The sequence below is a fragment of the Sphingomonas sp. Leaf5 genome (assembly GCF_001421155.1).
Lineage (GTDB): Bacteria > Pseudomonadota > Alphaproteobacteria > Sphingomonadales > Sphingomonadaceae > Sphingomonas.
The window spans coordinates 533,127-550,928 of sequence record NZ_LMJZ01000001.1; the positions used below are offsets into that span (position 1 = coordinate 533,127).

A 17,802-nucleotide genomic window follows, 5' to 3' on the forward strand; every position below is an offset into this window, starting at 1 on the left:
CGATCATCCCGCCTGTCGGCGAAGCCCCGGCTCCGCCCCCGCCGTCCATCTATCGCGACGCCGTCGATCGTGCCCGTCGAACTTAGTCCTAAACGAACGAAAAACCTCCCCGACAAGGATCAGGACAGCGGCATGGCGCAGGCGCCGGCCGCGGGAATTCTTGGGGGATTTGCGACCATGGTGGCCATTTTCACGGGCGCGGGAACGGGGTTCGAGCGCGGGTCGGGCAATGTGCTGGGCGGGGCGGGAACGCTGGGGCAGGCGGCGCTCGGCCGCTCGGGAGAACAGCTGTTGCTGAACGCCGCCAACGGCAATCTGATGCTGATGCAGCAGGACGAATTGCTGCTGGGCCGGGGTCCCGATGCGGCGATCAGCCGGACCTATAACAGTCAGGGCGATCTTTCCGACGAAAATGGAGATAATTGGCGCCAGAGCACCGATCGCAGCCTGTACGGGCTGACCGGAACGGTCAATACCTACGGCTCGACCGTGAAGCGCGCCTCTGCCGACGGTTCGGTGTTCACCTATGTCTGGAACGGCACCGCCTATCGCACCACCGATGGCGCGGGCGCGCACGACACCATCACCTATAGCACCGCCGAGGGGTGGAAATGGACCGACGGCGACAGCCAGGTCGTCGAAACCTATGGCTATAACTACCGCAACCACAGCTATATTTCCGAACAGCGCGACCCGAGCGGCAACGCGCTGACCTTCACCTATGCCGATGGTAAGCTGACCGACCTGCGCACCGCCAACGGCGAACGCATCCAATATGGATACAGCGGCAATGCGATCACCGATATCCGCACCTTCACGACGCAGGGCGGAGTCGAGCGGATGCAGACCCGCACCCGCTACGCCTATGACAGCCTCGGCCGGTTGGGTAGCGCAACGGTCGATCTGACCCCGGCCGACAACAGCGTCGCCGACGGCAAGAGCTATGGTAGCGCCTATACCTATATCGGCGATACCCGCCTGATCGCTTCGGTCGCGCAGACCGACGGTACGCGCGTCGATTTCGAATATGACAAGTACCAGCGGGTTATCGCGGTCACGCAGACTGTCGACGGTTCGGCAACGCGCGTGACGCGATTGAGCTATAACGCGGACAATACCACTATAATCGATCCCGCGGGGCAGTTCACGCGGCTGGATTTCGCAGGCGGCGACTTCGCGCTTGCTGGCGGGACGTGGGACAGCGGCAATCTGACCCGGCAAGCCGACACCATCAACGGGGGGGCGGCCACGCGCTATACGGTCCAGACTGGCGGTCAATGGGCTGGTATCTCACAAGGTTTCCCCGTTACCGCCGGGGAAACGATGACCTTCGGCATCAGCCTGAAGGCAGTTGGCGACATCACTACCCAGAATTTGGGTTTGTATTCGGACCAGAATGGCTGGGGTGGTCCGGGCATTTCGGTAGCGCGTATCGTATCGGGTCCAGGGACGATCGAACATATCAATGGCGGCTTTTGGCGCGTCGTCGGTCTGTCGACGACGGAAGGTACGCGCGTCGAGATCACGCGGACCTATGACAAGACCGGATCGGGCGGCGCTTATTTCTACGTCGACGAAGGCAGCAATTTCCGCGCCGGAACCTCGCTGATCGCCGGCGGCCAGACGCTGGTCCGCAGTACAGAGGCATCGTCGCTCGACCGGATGAACGCGACCAAATGGACCGCGAGCAACCTGAACCGCGCGACCGAACCCGCCATCAACGGCGCGGCGGCGTATAAATTCACCGTCAAGACCGCAAGCACCGCCGCAAACCTGCAACGCACTTTCACCGCCAAGGCGGGCGAGACCTACAGCTTCGTCATCACGTTGAAGGCGACCGGTTTCGATCAAGGCCATCATCTGGGGCTGGGCGGTTCCGCGTCGGGGTGGGGGCCGGACGACCTGTCCAGTGCGCGGGTGCTGTCGGGGCCGGGCGCGCTCGATCCGCTGTCCGGCGGCTTCTATTCGGTGCGGGGCCTGTCGGCGACCGAGGCGACCACCATCCTGGTCACCCGCACCTATGCCCGCGACGATGCCGGCTTTGCCCGGCTGTTCGTCGCGCTGGGGGCCGATGAGCCGGCCGGGGCCGGGGTCATCGTGGCCGGCGTCAACCTGATCGGTCCGGTCGACGAGCCCGAAACGTCGCGACTGCTGACGAAGATCACTGCCCCTGCGACCGAAGCGGGCGCAGCGCAACAGGTGACGCAGTTCAGCTACACCAGCACCGGCAACGTGGCGACGGTCACCGATCCGTCGGGCGGCATCACCAGGATGACGTATGACACGGCAGGCAATCTGCTGACCACCACCGACCGGCTCGGCAACGTCGTCACCCGCACCTATGACGCGAAGAACCAGTTGCTGCGCACCTCCGCCAGCGCCGTGTCGGCGGGTGCCGCCGAAACGGTCGCGAGCAACAACGTCTACGACAGCGCCAATCGCCTGCGATACACGGTCTCGGCCGAACGGCGGGTCACGCGCTACACCTACAACGCCAGCGGGTTGCTGATCCGCACCGACAGCTTCACCGCCGATATCCCGTCCACGTCGGTGGCGATGACCGAAGCTGGGCTGAACGGCTGGGTAAGCGGACTGTCGGCCAAATCGGCGCGGATGATCGTCCGCTACGACTATGACGCGCGCGGCGAAGTGTCGCGGATCGTGCGCGACGGTGCGGCGGATGCCAGTGGCGAGCCGCTGACGACGCAGGGCTATTCCGAAACCGTGTTCGTCCGCGATGCGTCGGGCCGGTTGCTCGAACGCGTCACCGGCGGGCAGCGCGAGCTGTTCGTCTATGACGGGCTGGGGCGGATGATCGGGTCGACCGACGTGCGCGGCGGTCAGACGTCGATCGCGTTCAACGATGCAGGCGCGCAGACGGTCGTGACGCTGGCCAGCGGCGCGGTGCAGACCTTGACGTACAACCGCGCGGGCGATCTGGTTTCGGCCAGCGAAGCGGGCAGCTATAGCGGTACCGGCACCACCGGCTATCGCTACGACCGTACCGGCCGGGTGCGGATCGCGACCGACAGTTTTGGCCAGAACCGCTACGTCGTTTACGACCGGACCGGGCGAAAGACGGGCGAGGTCGACCCGCTCGGCCAGCTGACCGAATATCGGTATGACCAGAACGACCGGCTGGCGGCGACGATCGGCTGGAACGCCGCGCTGTCCGCCGAACAGATGGCACGGCTGGCCGATCCGGCGGTCGATATCGATGTCGCCACCATCCGCCCGGCGGCGGGCCCGGCCGATCGCTGGAACTGGATCGTCTATGACCGCGAAGGCCGCGTGTTGCAGCGGATCGACGCCACCGGGGCGAGCGTCGTCTTTGACTATGATGCGTCCGGCCGGTTGTTGCGGGAAACCGGCTATGCCAACCGGGTCGCGGTCGATGCGCTGAAGACGACGCTGCCGACCACCGTCACCCGTCCCACCGCCGATACCGCGCGCGACAGCGTCAGCCGCACCTTCTACGACCGCGACGGCAACGTCATCGGCGCGCTCGACGGGGAGGGGTATCTCAGCCGGTCGACCTATGACGCCGCCGGGAACCGCGTGTCGGCGACCAGCTTCGCCAGGCGCGTGACCGATACGCTGCGCGCGTCCGCCAGTTTGACCGCGCTGCTGTCCGATGTCGGCACCAATGCGAACGATCGCACCGTCCGCTATGTCTATGACGGGCAGGGGCTGCTGCGCTTCACCGTCGACACCGTCCAACGCGTCACCGAATATGTCTATGCCGGCGCTCGCGCGGGCGATGCGACCGGCAAGGTCCGCCAGACGATCGTCTATGCGCGGCCGATCGCGGTACTGGGCAGCTACAACGTCGCTACGGTCACGCAGGGCTTGGCCACTGCCGGCGCGGCGAGCGACCCCGCCAATCGCAGCAGCTTCGCGGTCCATGACGACCGCGGCAACCTGACCTTCGCGATCGACGCCGCCGGGTCGGTCACCGGCTATGGCTATGACGGCAGCGGCAATGTCGTGAAGACGACGCGCTTCGTCACAAGCTACGCCACCACTACCCTGCCGACGCACGAGACGATGGCCGCGTGGGCGACGTCAACTGGCGGTCATGGCGATACCCGCATTACCCGCAGCTATTATGCTGCACGCGGCGAACTGCGCTTCACCATCGATCCGGTGGGCTATGTCAGCCGCTATGATTACGACGCCGGCGGGCGGGTCGTCGCGGTCGTCCGGTTCGACACGGCGATGGCCAGCGCCACCGATGCGACGACGATCGCCAACGTCGCCGCGTGGCAAACCGGTACCAGCGTCGTCACCACCACCAGCTATGACGCGGCCGGGCGCGTGTTCGAAACGACCGATGCCGCCGGCACGGTCACCCGCTACACCTACAACGTCAATGGCACCGTCCAGTCGACGACCGAGGCCTATGGCACGGTCGATCAGGTCCGCACCCAGCTCGGCTACGACGCGGCCGGCCGGGTCGTCACCCGGATCGCCGATGCCGATGGTCTCCAGTCGACCACGCGCTATACCTATGACGGGTTCGGCAACCTGCTGACCCAGGTCGCGCCCGACGGGACCGGCACCACCAGCTTCACCTATGATCGCGAAGGGCGGATGCTGACGCGTACCGACGCGCTGGGGCAGGTCCAGTCCTACGACTATGACCCGTTCGGACAGCAGGTGCGGATCGTCGACGAGCGCGGCGGGGCGACCTACCGCTATTACGATGCCGCCGGCCGCGTCGTCGCCGTCCGCGATGCCGAACATTACGTTACCGAAACCAGCTACACCGCGTTCGACCAGATCGCGACCGTCACCCGCCGCAAACAGCGCGCAGGCAACGCCGCCGCGATTGGGACGCTGCCGATCGTCGCGGCCGATGCGAAGGACGCGGTGGTCCAGTTCGTTTACGACAAGCTCGGCCGCGTCGTGCGAACGATCGATGCGGAGGGGTTCAGCGAGAACAACCGCTACAACAGCTTCGGCGAAGTGGTGCAGGCCACGAACAAGCTGGGCGGCGTCACCTTCCGCTTCTACGACCGCCGTGGACAGGTATTTTCGGAGAACGTAGCGAAGACGGCATCGGATGCCACCGGCTTTGCCCGGGCCAAGACAGCGAAGATTTCCGAATTCGATCCGGTATATTACGCAAATACCTATGACGATCTGGCAGGAATCGCCAATGATCCGGTAGCGCTGCGCGCGCATTGGCAAAATTCGGGTTGGCGGGCAGGCCGCAATCCGAACGTCGATTTCGACACGCGCTATTATCTGGCGAACAATCCCGACGTCGCCGCTGCCGGCATCGATCCGCTGGAACATTACGCCAATTATGGCGCGGGCGAGGGACGTGCGCCCAACGACCAACTCGTTGCCGGTGCCCAGGAGGCGGGCGGCGTTGTCACCCGCTACGAATATGACGCGCGCGGCAATCGTACACGGATGATAGAGGCGTGGAGCCTGACCGAACAGCGGACCACCGACTATAGCTATGACGCCCTCGACCGCCTGATCGAAAAGCGCGGCATGGCTGTCGACTACGGCGTGCCCGGCTCCAGCACGAACGCCGGCACCGGACAGCCGACCGAGAAATATCTCTACGACCGCCACGGCAATCTTACCCGCCGTACCGACGCCCAGGGGCGTCACAGCTGGTTCTATTACGACGCGCTCGACCGCAAGAATGGCGAGGTCGATGCGGCAGGGGCGTATGTCACCTATGCCTACGACAAGAATGGCGGCCTGATCCGCACCCGCGCCTATGCGACCGCGGTCACCACGTCGCAATTGACCACCGAAACCCGGCCGGTCGCGACCGGCGACTATCGCGAGACGACCTACGCCAACGACGCGCTCGGACGGCGGGTGTCGAGCAGCATGGCCAATATCCGCACCGGCGCGTGGGATGCGACCAGCGGCACCTATGTCTACGGCTTCGGCACGGTGACGCAGAGCGTCGCCTATGATGCGACCGGCAATGCCGTGCGCAGCACCGATGCGACCGGCGTATCGATCCTGTCCTACTACGACGCGCTGGGCCGCAAGACCGCGCAGGTCGATCAGCAAGGGTTTCTGACCGAATGGACCCTCGATGCCGAGGGTAACGCGCTTGCCGAACGCCGGTACGCGGTGGCGGTCACCGGCACGACCGAGGCCAGCCGGCCGCAGGGGACCGTCAACGCCGACGACCGCGTGACCGAGTTCAGCTATGACCGTAACGGCCGCCGCCTGACCGAAACCCGCAAGGGCGTCGCGGCGTGGAGCGTCGATCCGACCACCGGCGCGCTGACCGATGTCAGCGGCGATGCGCGGATCACCTACAGCTATAACGGTCTCGGCCTCGTCACCTCGAAGCGCGAGGCGACCGGCGATACTACCCTGTACGCCTATGACCGTGCCGGCCGGTTGATCGGGGAACAACGCCCCAACCTGATCAATAGCACCACCGACGAAGCGATCCCGCAGGTCGCCTATTTCTACGACGGCAACGACAATCTGGTCCGCACCGTCGAGGGCGTCGTCGGCAGCACCGATCGCGTCACCACCAACCGGTATGACGCGGTGGGTCGCAAGGTCGCGATGACCGACGCGATGGGATCGACGCGCTTCTATTTCTACGACCGGGTCGGCAACATGGTCGCGGAGGCGTATTCGCGCCGCAACAGTGCCGGGTCGGTTTTGCGCGAAGGCGCGATCTATCGCTACGACAATGTCGGTCGACTGCGTGGACAGGTTTCCGCCACCAACTGGACGCAGTCGAGCGCCGGTTTCACCAGCCTGACCACGGCCGGCGCGCCGCCGGAAACCACGTTCAGCTACAACGTGTTCGGCGAACTCGTCTCCCGCTCGATCGGCGGGTCGGTGCAGGAGCAGCATGAATATGATGATGCCGGCCGCGCATGGCGCAGCACCGGTGGCGACGGGACGTGGCGGTATTTCTTGTATGACGGTGCCGGCCGCCAGACGCTGACGCTCGAAAGCGACGGCAGCACCAATATCCAGAACCTGTCGCTCGGCAATGTCCTGCGCATCTCGACCCTCGAAGGACGTGCGCTTGGCGATCCCGCCAACGGCATCGTAGCGACGATTGCGCAATATGATGCGCGGGGACAGGTGGCCCGCGTCCACAGCCTGCAACGCGAACTGGCCAGCGGTGTAACCGGCGGTACCGATCTGCGCACGTCGCGCAGCTACACCGCGTTCGGCGAAGTCGCGAGTGAGACCGACGCGCGCGGCGCCGTGACCTATTACGGCTATAACCGGATGGGGCGGGTAACCTCGATCGCGCGCCCGGTCGTGCTGGGTGCCGATGTTAACGAAACCGGCATTTTCGAATATCGCTATTACGACCTGTCGGGGCGGTTGGCCGGCACGAAGGACGGCAACGGCAACATCGCGACCCGGCGGCTGGCGGGGGGCACGGGTTATGGCGGTGCCGCCGAACTGGTCACCGCCGAATATCACGCCGATGGCGGCCGCGTCTTTCAACTATACGACGATGCCGGCAATCTGGTGAAGCGGACCGACGAACTCGGTCGCGCGACCTATATGAGCTATGACAAGCTCGGGCGTCTGCTGAACACCAGCAACGTCGACAGCCGCGACATCGCCCACAGCTATACCTATGACTCGCTCGGCCGCCGCCTGACGCATGGCCAGACCGGCCGCGCCACGACCGACCGCGAGACCACCGATTACGACGTCGCCGGACGGGTCACGACCAGCCGCGCCTTTGGCGGCGACGTGACGACCAACGCCTATGCGTGGGACAGTGCCGTCAACAGCGGTCTGGGCGTCACCGGCGGCTGGCGGCAAACCACCACCTTCGCCAACGGCAAGCAGACGATCGAGGCCAAGGACACGTTCGGCCGCCTGACGTCGCGCACCGACATGGGCGGCAACGTCGCGACCACCACCTACGATCAGGCCGGGCGCGTGGCGACGATCGCCGGTCTCGAAAAACAGACCTTCGTCTGGCTCAACACCGGTCTGCTCGCCACGCAGACCAGCGACATGGGGTCGGGCACCGTCCGCTCCGTCGCCACCTTCGGCTACGATCAGGTCGGCAACCGGCTGACCGAGACCTTCACCCGCGACAATGTGGTGTACCGCCGGTCGGAAGCGATCTTCGACACGCAGAACCGGATGCGCAGCTGGGCGGATACCAGCGATGCGCTGCCCGCTGCATCGATGGGCTGGACCTACGACCGGAACGGGAACATCCTGCAGACGATCGCGACGCGCGCGACGCTTGGTCCATCGGGCAATACGACGGCGACCATTACCGAAGACCGCCGGTTCCGGTACGATTCGATGAACAGGGTTACGCTCGACGGCGGGCGATTGGGCGCGAACGGGGTCGAGCGGGGGGCCGGGACGGAGATAACCTATCGCGTCGACGGCAGCCGGGCGACCGCGCTCACGAGCTTCACCGCCTACGCCTTCGTCCGAAACCCATATTACGATGACGGCGGGGTTAGCCCGCGGTTCGTTGCTTCGGAGGGAAGCTACGACGACGATGTAAGCCCGCAGTACAAAGCCTATGCGCCAGGAAATGGCGATCCAATTATCCGCGTGTCCTATGCTGCCGAACGACGCGAAACCTATACATGGCGTAATGACGGGCAGCTTGCGACGGTTTCATCGGAACAGACCGGCTATTACGACAACGACGATGGTACGGCGTCGTCCGACAACATCTTCACGATGGTCGGTTCGGCCAACTACGAATATGACGTGCTTGGCCGGTCAACCCGTCAGACCGATCGAGGTGCAGGCGCCGCGGCGGTTTATGACCGCGTCCTGACCTATGACGGCAATGGCCGTGGCCAGATCGTCGCTGAAACGACGGTGACCAAGCAGGGATCGGACACGGTCACTACCAGGACGAGCACCGACTATGGCACCGGGACCGACTATGCGCTGGGCGCGATAAAGAAGGTAACGGCAACCACGACCGTCAACGGCGGCAGCAGCACGACGACCACGACCACCAACAGCTACGAATGGCGCGATGCGGCGCAGCTGACCGGTACCGTCACCACCAAGACCAACGCCAACACCGCCTACACCAGCTATACCTATAGCGGTGTCGGCCAGCTCGATATGGTGTCGATCGGCGGCGATCGTGCGCGCACGGTGACCTTCGTCAATGATCTCGCCGGACAGGTCATCAAGCGCGACGAGGCGGACAGTAACGCCACCACCGGCGACCCGCACGAAATCTGGTACCGCCATGGCGGCCGCGAGATGGGCTATGTCGGCAATAACGGCAGCGCATCCGACAGTTATTTCGACTCCATCGGCCGCCGCGCAACCAAGCCGAGCGAAACCTCGACCTTCTCCCCTCTTGGTGGCCAGTCGCACGGACGCGACTTTGCCGAGACGATCGACCGCATCAACAGCTATGAGACCGGCAGCGCCGGGCGCGGCTATACCGTGCAGGCCGGTGATACGCTCAGCGGCATCGCCGACCAGATCTGGGGCGATGCATCGCTCTGGTACAAGCTCGCGACGGCCAACGGGCTGGGTGCCGACAGCACGCTGGTGGCCGGTCAGGTCCTGACGATCCCGGCAGGCGTGGTCCGCTCGACATACAATGCGGATACGTACCGGCCCTATGATCCAACGGACGTCCTCGGCGATCTGAACCCGAACCCCAAGGCGAAGAGCAACAAGTGCGGCGGGTTCGGGCGCATTCTGCTTGCCGCGGTTGCGATCGCCGTCGCCGCGGTGGCCACGGCCGGTATCGGCGCGCTCGCGACGGGGGCGTCGTTCGCCGGATCGCTGGGCGCGCTTGGTACCGGGAGTCTGGCGACGTTGGCGGCGTCGAGTGGTGCGACGCTGGGCGTAACCGGTACCATCGCTGCCGGCGTCGCGGGAGCGATGGCAGGCTCGGCAGCGAGCCAGGGGCTCGCCATCGGCATAGGATTGCAGGACAAGTTCAGCTGGGGCGGTGTTGCCCTGGCGGGTCTGAGTGCAGCGGTCGGCGGTAGCCTTGGGGCGCTTCCGCTGGGCAGCGGTGTCGGCGGAGCAGCCGCCCGCGGCATTCTCGGCAACGCGGTGATGCAGGGCGTTGCGATCGCGACGAAGCAACAGAGCCGGTTCGACTGGGCCGGGCTCGCAGCGGCGGGCGTAACCGCCGGTGTCGGTCAGGGCATCGCCGGCAGCAGTACGGCGGCCTGGCGTCAGAACCTTGCCGGCTATGCGTCCAGCGCCGCGGGAGCGGCAACCCGCAGCATCCTGACGGGTACCAGCTTCGGCGACAATATCATGGCGGTGCTGCCTGATGTGATCGGCGCGACCATCGGGCGATTGGTAACGAGAGGGATTGCCAGCATCGGCAGGTCCGGCGGCAGCGAATCAATGGAGGCGTCTGCTTCGGGCCGATATTCGGACCTTCAAGACGGTTCCGATGCCATGCGCGCTGCAGGTGCGGGCAGCGACGACGGTCCATCGGGTTCGCCGACGGGTGGTGTCGAAGCTGGGGCTGGCCGATACATTCCACGCATCGCCCAAGATGCCGTACCGATTTACGGACCTCGCGAACCGGGTGTCGTCTATGGTGTCGATAACGGTGACGAGATCGTCGTAACCGGCGACTTGAGCAAACGTACCGTCCCGTCCGGTTTCGATTACAGTCAGATTAGCTGGCTACGACAGCCCGAAAATTACCAACCCACGTTCTCGTTGAGTAGCAGGCTGGGTTCCTACGTCAGTTCGTTCTCACCAGCCCTGTGGTTGTATAATTCAGGATATCAGTACGCCGGACGAGATTTCAGTTCGCGGCAGGCCGCAATTTCTGGCGGAATGCAAATCGTAACCAACCCACCTAGTCTCGCCTCCGTCAACGCCATGCGACGTGATGTCGCATTTCTGCAAGCACTGAACGTTGCAGATCAGGTTACCGTAAACGCTGGAATAATCGCATATGATCTCGGTGCGGATGCTGACGTAATCAACTCCAGCACAAGCGCCGATTTCATCCTAGGTGGACTGCTTCAGGGTGCCTCAATGAGGCCGATCGGAAGGATAGCCCCTGTAGATATCCGTCGTCCGGTGTCGAGCCTCGTGTTCGGACGTCTGCCAGAAGTCGCAGAGAGCGCGGCCGTCAGCGGCGGACCCAAGCTGCTTCCTGGCGAGGGCATGGTCGGAACTTACAATGACTTGATCGCAGCGGGCACGAAGGGCGACAACATAACACCCCACCACATTCCTTCCCGCGCTCGAATGAAACTCGAAGGCGTTTCGAGGGGTGACGGTATCGCAATAAACATGGAGCAGCCAGTTCCAGGCGTTGGTGGTCGGCATAGGGCCACGTTCACCTATGGAACCCAAGCTGACATTGCTATGACGCCGCGTGAAGCGTTGGCAGCGGGTATATGGGACGCGCGGCAGATATACCGGGGCGACGGGCTTTACACTCCTCAAATCCGGTCTAGTCTGCAAGACGTGATACGGATGAATAAGACCAACCATCCCACCACTTTCGTGAAGTGAAGATCATGAACGAAACCTACGAACAATGCCTTGCCAGTTTAAGGTGTGAGATAGAAACAGATGGGGGGCGTCCTGCTATAATCGACGCCGCTGTTAACAAGCTTTTGGCAAAGGGTGATGAACGTCTGACAAGCGATCTGCTGTCATTTTTAACCGATAACGCGGAGTACGATGAAGGCATGTTCTCCCTCGTCCATGCTGCGGAAGCATGTGATGATCGCACTTACGTTCGCGCACTGCTCGCTGTTTTCCCGGGCCTTGTGGCATCGTCGCCGCGCTGGGCGTCGATCGTTCTCATGAGGGTGTTGAATAGCCCATCGGCGCAAGCCGAGTTAGTGAGACAACTACGCAACGCTCCCAATTTTGCCAAGGAAGCGATGCGGGCAATGTGTGAGCGCATCAACTCGGTTAGCCCGCAGTTCTTGAGTAAGACCGTGCCGGTGACAGTCGCTGCATCGGAGTGATGTCAGCGTTGTTTTGGACAATGTTCCTGAGGGGGCGCACGGTGAATGCACTGTGGGTGCTTGCCTGAAGCGGTAAGCCCAGCCGCGGATCCGCGTCGTGTCCAGCGAGTGCGCTGATCGGGTTGCCGTCTCTGACGCCAAGGGCTTCAGTAGGGGAGGTAAAAATGGCATCGTGTCGCGTGCGACTGATGGCGATATCGACAGGGCGTGCATCGACGGTGTTGGCGTGGAAGCTCTCCAGGTGTCCGATGACCCGATCGCACGTCGCGCCTTGGGCGGAATGGATGGTCCGCGCCCATTCCGGCCAGAGATGCCGTTCCTAAAGTTGTCGCAGATAAGTATTTCCGAGCAGCAACTGTGCATTAGCTATGGCGTCAAGCAACGCAGCCACACCAGTGTAATCGCTGATTTGCCGTGCGGTCCTGACGAATCTTAAAGTGCGGCCGTTCGCGTAGGCGACGAAATGGAGATTGGTTTTCATGCCGCCTTTAGTGCACCCAATCAGCCGGCAGAAAACTTTTTTTTACTCGCAGTCGTTCTATCCGATCATCCATCAACCAAAACTAGGGCGCTCCTTGCGGAGCCTGAATCGACCGTCTTGCTTGCATTAACGGGCCTTGATTCGAGGATTGAACGAGACGTTTTTTGACGACGAATTTATTAATGAAACCGTCGACATGCTGGCAATGTATCGGCTACGAAAGCGGCGGGTATATGTTTTAGCACGAGCTGATCGCCCTTCGTTGCAAGGGGGCGGGGATGTATATAAGTGCAAAACATCGCATCTTTATTGCCGCTGAAAGCGCAGATGTTTGCAGTAGTGCGGCAAATAAACGCAGACACTCGAATTTAATGCCGTCAAACCAACCCCTTCAACCGATACAACGCCTCCATCGCCTCCCGTGGCGACATCGCATCCACGTCCATCCCGCCCAGCGTCTCGCGCAATGCATCGACCGGCACCTCCTCCACCGCCGCGACGGCGGCGAACAGGGGCAGGTCGTCCAGTCCGGCGGCGATCCCGCCGGTCTTGGCCTTGCCGGCTTCCAGCTTCGCCAGCACCGCCTTGGCGCGGTGCAGCGTTGCGGGGGGCAGGCCCGCGAGGCGCGCGACGGCGATGCCGTAGCTGCGGTCGGCCGGGCCGTCGGCCAGTTCGTGGAGCAGAACCAGATCGCCCTTCCACTCGCGCGCGCGAACATGGTGCAGCGACAGCGCGTCGCAACGTTCCGCCAGCCGGGTAAGCTCATGATAATGCGTCGCGAACAGGCAGCGGCAGCGATTGTCCTCATGAATCGCCTCGACCACCGCCCATGCGATGGCGAGGCCGTCATAGGTCGAGGTGCCGCGCCCGACTTCGTCGAGGATGACGAACGATCGCGGCGTCGCCTGCGCAAGGATCGCGGCCGTCTCGACCATCTCGACCATGAAGGTCGATCGCCCGCGCGCCAGATTGTCCGACGCACCGACGCGGCTGAACAACCGGTCGACCATCCCCAGCGTCGCCGACGTCGCCGGCACGAAACTGCCCGCCTGTGCCAGCACGACGATCAGCGCATTCTGTCGCAGGAAGGTCGACTTGCCGCCCATGTTCGGCCCCGTGACCAGCCATAGCCGCGAGCGTTCCGACAGGCGGCAGTCATTGGCGACGAACCGCCCACCGCTCTTCGCCACCGCGCTTTGGACCACCGGATGCCGCCCGCCGACGATCTCCAGACAGGCATGATCGACCAGCACCGGCCGCGCCCAGCCGCCCTCCGCCGAGCGTTCGGCCAGCGCGGTCGTCACGTCGATCCGCGCGAGCGCATCGGCGGTCGCGGCGATGGCTTCCCGGTTCGCCAACGCAGCCTCGGTGAACGCCTCCAGATGCGCGGCCTCGGCGGCGAGCGCGTGGGCACCGGCCTGCGTCACCTTCAGCGCCGCCTCGTGCAGGTCGGGCGCGTTGAAGCGCACGACCCCGGCCAGCGTCTGGCGATGGGTGAAGCCGCTGTCGGCCGACATCAGTCTGTCGGCGGAGCGCGCCGGCACCTCGACATGATAGCCGAGCACGCCGTTATGCCGGATTTTCAGCGCCGCGATGCCGGTACGCTCGCGATACTGCGCCTCCAGCGCGGCGATCGCCCGCCGTCCGCCCGCGCCGGTATCGCGCAACGTATCGAGCGCCGCGTCGAACCCGCTGGCGATATAGCCGCCCGCGCCGGCATCGATCGGCGGCATCGGCACCAGCCCGCGCGTGAGCAGGTCGATCAGTTCGTCATGGCCGCGCAGCCCGGGGGCCAGTTCGGCGATCAGCGGCGGTACGTCCGCCAGCTTGTCGAGCCGTTGGCCAAGGGTCCACGCCGCGCTCAACCCGTCGCGCAACTGGCCGAGATCGCGGGGCGACCCGCGCCCCGCCGCGATCCGCCCCAGCGCCCGCCCGATATCGGGCAGCGCGCGCAGCGTCGTGCGCAGTTCATCGCGCAAACCCGGATCGTCATGCGCCCAGCCGACCGCTGTATGACGGCCCTCGATCGCCGCCCGGTCCATCAGCGGCGCGGCGATATCCCCCTCCAGCATCCGCGCGCCCGCGCCGGTCACCGTCCGGTCGACCTCGGCGAGCAAGCTCCCCGCCCGCATCCCGGCGGCGGTGCGGGTCAGTTCGAGGCTCTCGCGCGTCGCCGCATCGATCGCCATGCACTGGCCATCGGCGGCGCAGACCGGCGGGCGCAGGAACGGCATCTGCCCGCGCGCATTATGGTCGAGATAGGCGATCAGCCCGCCCGCCGCCGCCAGCGCGGCGCGCGAAAACTGTCCGAACCCGTCGAGCGTGGCGACGCCGTGCAGCGCCCTCAACCGCGCCTCGCCGCCCGCGCTGTCGAAATCGGCCTTGGCGCGCAGCAACGTCGCCACCTCGGCAAAGGCGCTGGTCTCGGCAGCGACCACCTCGACCGGCTGCAACCGGGCGAGCGTGGCGGTCAGGCCGGCGGCGTCGGTTTCGATCAACTCGAACCGTCCGGTCGACACGTCGGCGGCGGCGATGGCGACGCCGCCCGCCGCCTCGCCGATGCCGACGCACCAGTTGGCGGCATGCGCGTCGAGCAGTGCTTCCTCGGTCAGCGTGCCCGCCGTTACCACCCGGACGATCGCGCGCGCCACCAACGCCTTGGAACCCCTTGCCCGTTTCGCTTCTTCGGGGCTTTCGACCTGTTCGGCGATGGCGACGCGGTGCCCCGCCTTGATCAGCCGCGCAAGATAGCCCTCGGCGGCATGGATCGGCACGCCGCACATCGGGATCTTCGCGCCCTCATGCTCGCCGCGCGCGGTCAGCGCGATGTCGAGACAGGCGGCGGCGATCTTCGCATCGTCGTGGAACAGTTCGAAGAAATCGCCCATCCGGTAAAAGAGCAGGCAATCGTCGGCCTCCGCCTTCAACGCCAGATATTGCTGCATCATCGGGGTGGGGGCGGGGGAATCGTCCGCCCGAGCCTTGGTTGCCATCGCGCGGCGATACCGCTCGGCGACTGCCCGGCGCAAGCGGGTCAAAGCGGTTCCGCCCTGACCTTCACCCTTGCCCGACCCTGCTTCCCCTGCGTAAAGCCGGTCGAAACGGGAGAAGCGCCAGTGTCCGAAACCACCGACCAGTTTTCCGAGCGCGAGGCGCTGCTGTTCCATTCGGAAGGGCGTCCGGGCAAGATCGAGATCATCGCGTCGAAACCGATGGCGACGCAGCGCGACCTGGCGCTCGCCTATTCGCCCGGCGTCGCGGTGCCGGTGAAGGCGATCTACGACGACCCCGCCTGCGCCTATGACTATACCGCCAAGGGCAATCTGGTCGCGGTCATCTCCAACGGTACCGCCATCTTGGGGCTGGGCAATCTCGGCGCGCTGGCGTCGAAGCCGGTGATGGAGGGCAAGGCGGTCCTGTTCAAACGTTTCGCCGACGTCGATTCGATCGATATCGAATTGAAGACCGAGGATGTCGACCGTTTCATCGACGCGGTCGAACTGATGGAGCCGAGCTTCGGCGGCATCAACCTCGAAGACATCAAGTCGCCCGAATGCTTTATCATCGAACAGACGCTGCGCGAGCGGATGAACATCCCGGTGTTCCATGACGATCAGCACGGCACCGCGATCATCTGCGCCGCGGGCCTCATCAACGCCTGCCTGCTGACCAACCGCAAGCTGTCGGAGGTGAAGGTCGTGGTGAACGGCGCCGGGGCCGCCGCCATCGCCTGCACCGAATTGATGAAGGCGATGGGCGTCGCCCACGACAACGTCATCATGTGCGACCGTACCGGCGTGATCTATCAGGGGCGCGCCGATGTGAACCAGTGGCAGTCGGCCCACGCCGCCGCCACCGACCGCCGCACCCTGACCGAGGCGCTGCACGGGGCCGATGTGTTCCTCGGGCTGTCGGCCGCTGGCGCGTTGCAGCCCGAAATGGTCAAGGACATGGCGGCGTCGCCGATCATCTTCGCGATGGCCAATCCCGAGCCCGAAATCCGCCCCGAACTGGCCAAGGCCGCGCGCCCCGACGCGATCGTCGCCACCGGCCGTTCGGACTATCCGAACCAGGTCAACAACGTCATCGGCTTCCCCTTCATCTTCCGCGGTGCGCTCGACGTACGCGCGACCGGCATCAACGACGAGATGAAGATCGCCGCCGCCAACGCCATCGCCGAACTGGCGCGGCAGCGTGTGCCCGAGGAAGTGGCGCTGGCATACGGCACGCAGCACAGCTTCGGCCCCGAATATATCATCCCCGCGCCGTTCGATCCGCGCCTGATGGAACTGGTGCCGTCGGCGGTGGCCAAGGCGGCGATGGATTCGGGCGTGGCGACGCGCCCGATCCTCGACATGGATGCCTATCGCCAGCAGCTGCGCGCACGGCTCAATCCGACCACCTCGGTCCTGACCATGGCCTATGAAGGCGCGCGCGCCCATCCGAAGCGCGTGCTGTTCGCCGAGGGCGAAGAGGAAGTGGTGCTGCGCGCCGCGATCGCGTTCAAGGAAGGCGGGTACGGCATCCCGGTGCTGGTCGGCCGCGAGGATGTGCACGACCGGCTGCGCGCGCTGGGCGTTGCGAACCCCGCGGATTACGAAGTCCATAACAGCCGCACCAGCGAGATGGTGCCGCAGATGGTCGACTTCCTCTACGAACGGCTCCAGCGTCGCGGCTTCTTGAAGCGCGATGCCGAACGGATGATCAACCAGGATCGCAACACCTTCGGCGCGGTGCTGCTGCAACTGGGCGTCGCCGATGCGATGATCACCGGCATCACCCGCACCTATGCGCAGACGTTCCGCGACGTTCGCCGCGTGATCGATCCGGTCGATGGCAAGGTGCCGTTCGGCATCCACTTGCTGGTCGGGCAGAGCCACACCGTGTTCATGGCCGACACCACCATCAACGAACGGCCGAGCGCCGAGGAACTGGCCGACATCGCCGAACGCACCGCCGCCGTCGCCCGCCGCATGGGCCACGAACCGCGCGTCGCGTTCCTCAGCTATTCGACCTTCGGCAATCCGTCGGGCCAGTGGATCGACAATGTCCGCGACGGCGTAGCCGCGCTCGACAAGCGGCAGGTCGGCTTCGAATATGAAGGCGAAATGGCCCCCGACGTCGCGCTCAACCCCAAGCAGATGGCGAATTTCCCCTTCGCCCGCCTGTCGGGTCCGGCCAATGTGCTGGTGATGCCGGGGCTGCAATCGGCCAATATCTCGGCCAAGCTGCTGCGCGAACTGGGCGGCGACGACGTGATCGGCCCGATGCTGATCGGCATGGAAAAGCCGGTGCAGATCGCGCCGATGACCAGCACCGCGAACGAACTGGTGACGCTGGCGGTCCTCGCCGCCGGTGGCATGGTGGGGTGATCGAAGG

The 17,802-nt window shown here is 64.7% G+C and carries 4 protein-coding genes; 3 read left to right on the forward strand and 1 reads right to left on the reverse strand.

Going from position 1 to position 17,802, the window contains the following annotated elements; all coding sequences use genetic code 11:
- The first annotated feature begins 177 nt into the window (after window positions 1-177).
- Both ASE50_RS02440 and ASE50_RS02445 read left to right on the forward strand, forming a co-directional pair.
- Window positions 178-11,478: a LysM peptidoglycan-binding domain-containing protein gene (locus ASE50_RS02440; protein WP_162236150.1), complete on the forward strand. Its 11,301-nt coding sequence runs from the start codon at window positions 178-180 to the stop codon at window positions 11,476-11,478.
- Window positions 11,479-11,483: 5 nt separating this feature from the next.
- Window positions 11,484-11,942, forward strand: coding sequence for an Imm30 family immunity protein (locus ASE50_RS02445; RefSeq protein ID WP_156347529.1), 459 nt, complete (start codon window positions 11,484-11,486; stop codon window positions 11,940-11,942).
- 858 nt (window positions 11,943-12,800) lie between these two features.
- Here the strand turns inward: ASE50_RS02445 and mutS are convergent.
- Window positions 12,801-15,371 carry a DNA mismatch repair protein MutS gene (gene mutS, locus ASE50_RS02450; protein ID WP_056395026.1) on the reverse strand — a complete coding sequence of 857 codons (2,571 nt, stop codon included), beginning with the start codon at window positions 15,369-15,371 and terminating at the stop codon, window positions 12,801-12,803.
- A gap of 168 nt (window positions 15,372-15,539) precedes the next feature.
- Here mutS and ASE50_RS02455 point away from each other — a divergent pair, with 168 nt between their 5' ends.
- On the forward strand, window positions 15,540-17,795 hold the full coding sequence (locus ASE50_RS02455) for an NADP-dependent malic enzyme (protein ID WP_056395028.1): 2,256 nt from the start codon (window positions 15,540-15,542) through the stop codon (window positions 17,793-17,795).
- The last annotated feature ends 7 nt before the right edge of the window (window positions 17,796-17,802 follow it).

Coding starts and splice junctions, on each gene's coding strand:
- mutS (WP_056395026.1), bottom strand. CDS start 15,371: ATGATGCAGCAATATCTGGCGTTGAAGGCGGAGGCCGACGATTGCCTG.
- ASE50_RS02445 (WP_156347529.1), top strand. CDS start 11,484: ATGAACGAAACCTACGAACAATGCCTTGCCAGTTTAAGGTGTGAGATA.
- ASE50_RS02440 (WP_162236150.1), top strand. CDS start 178: ATGGTGGCCATTTTCACGGGCGCGGGAACGGGGTTCGAGCGCGGGTCG.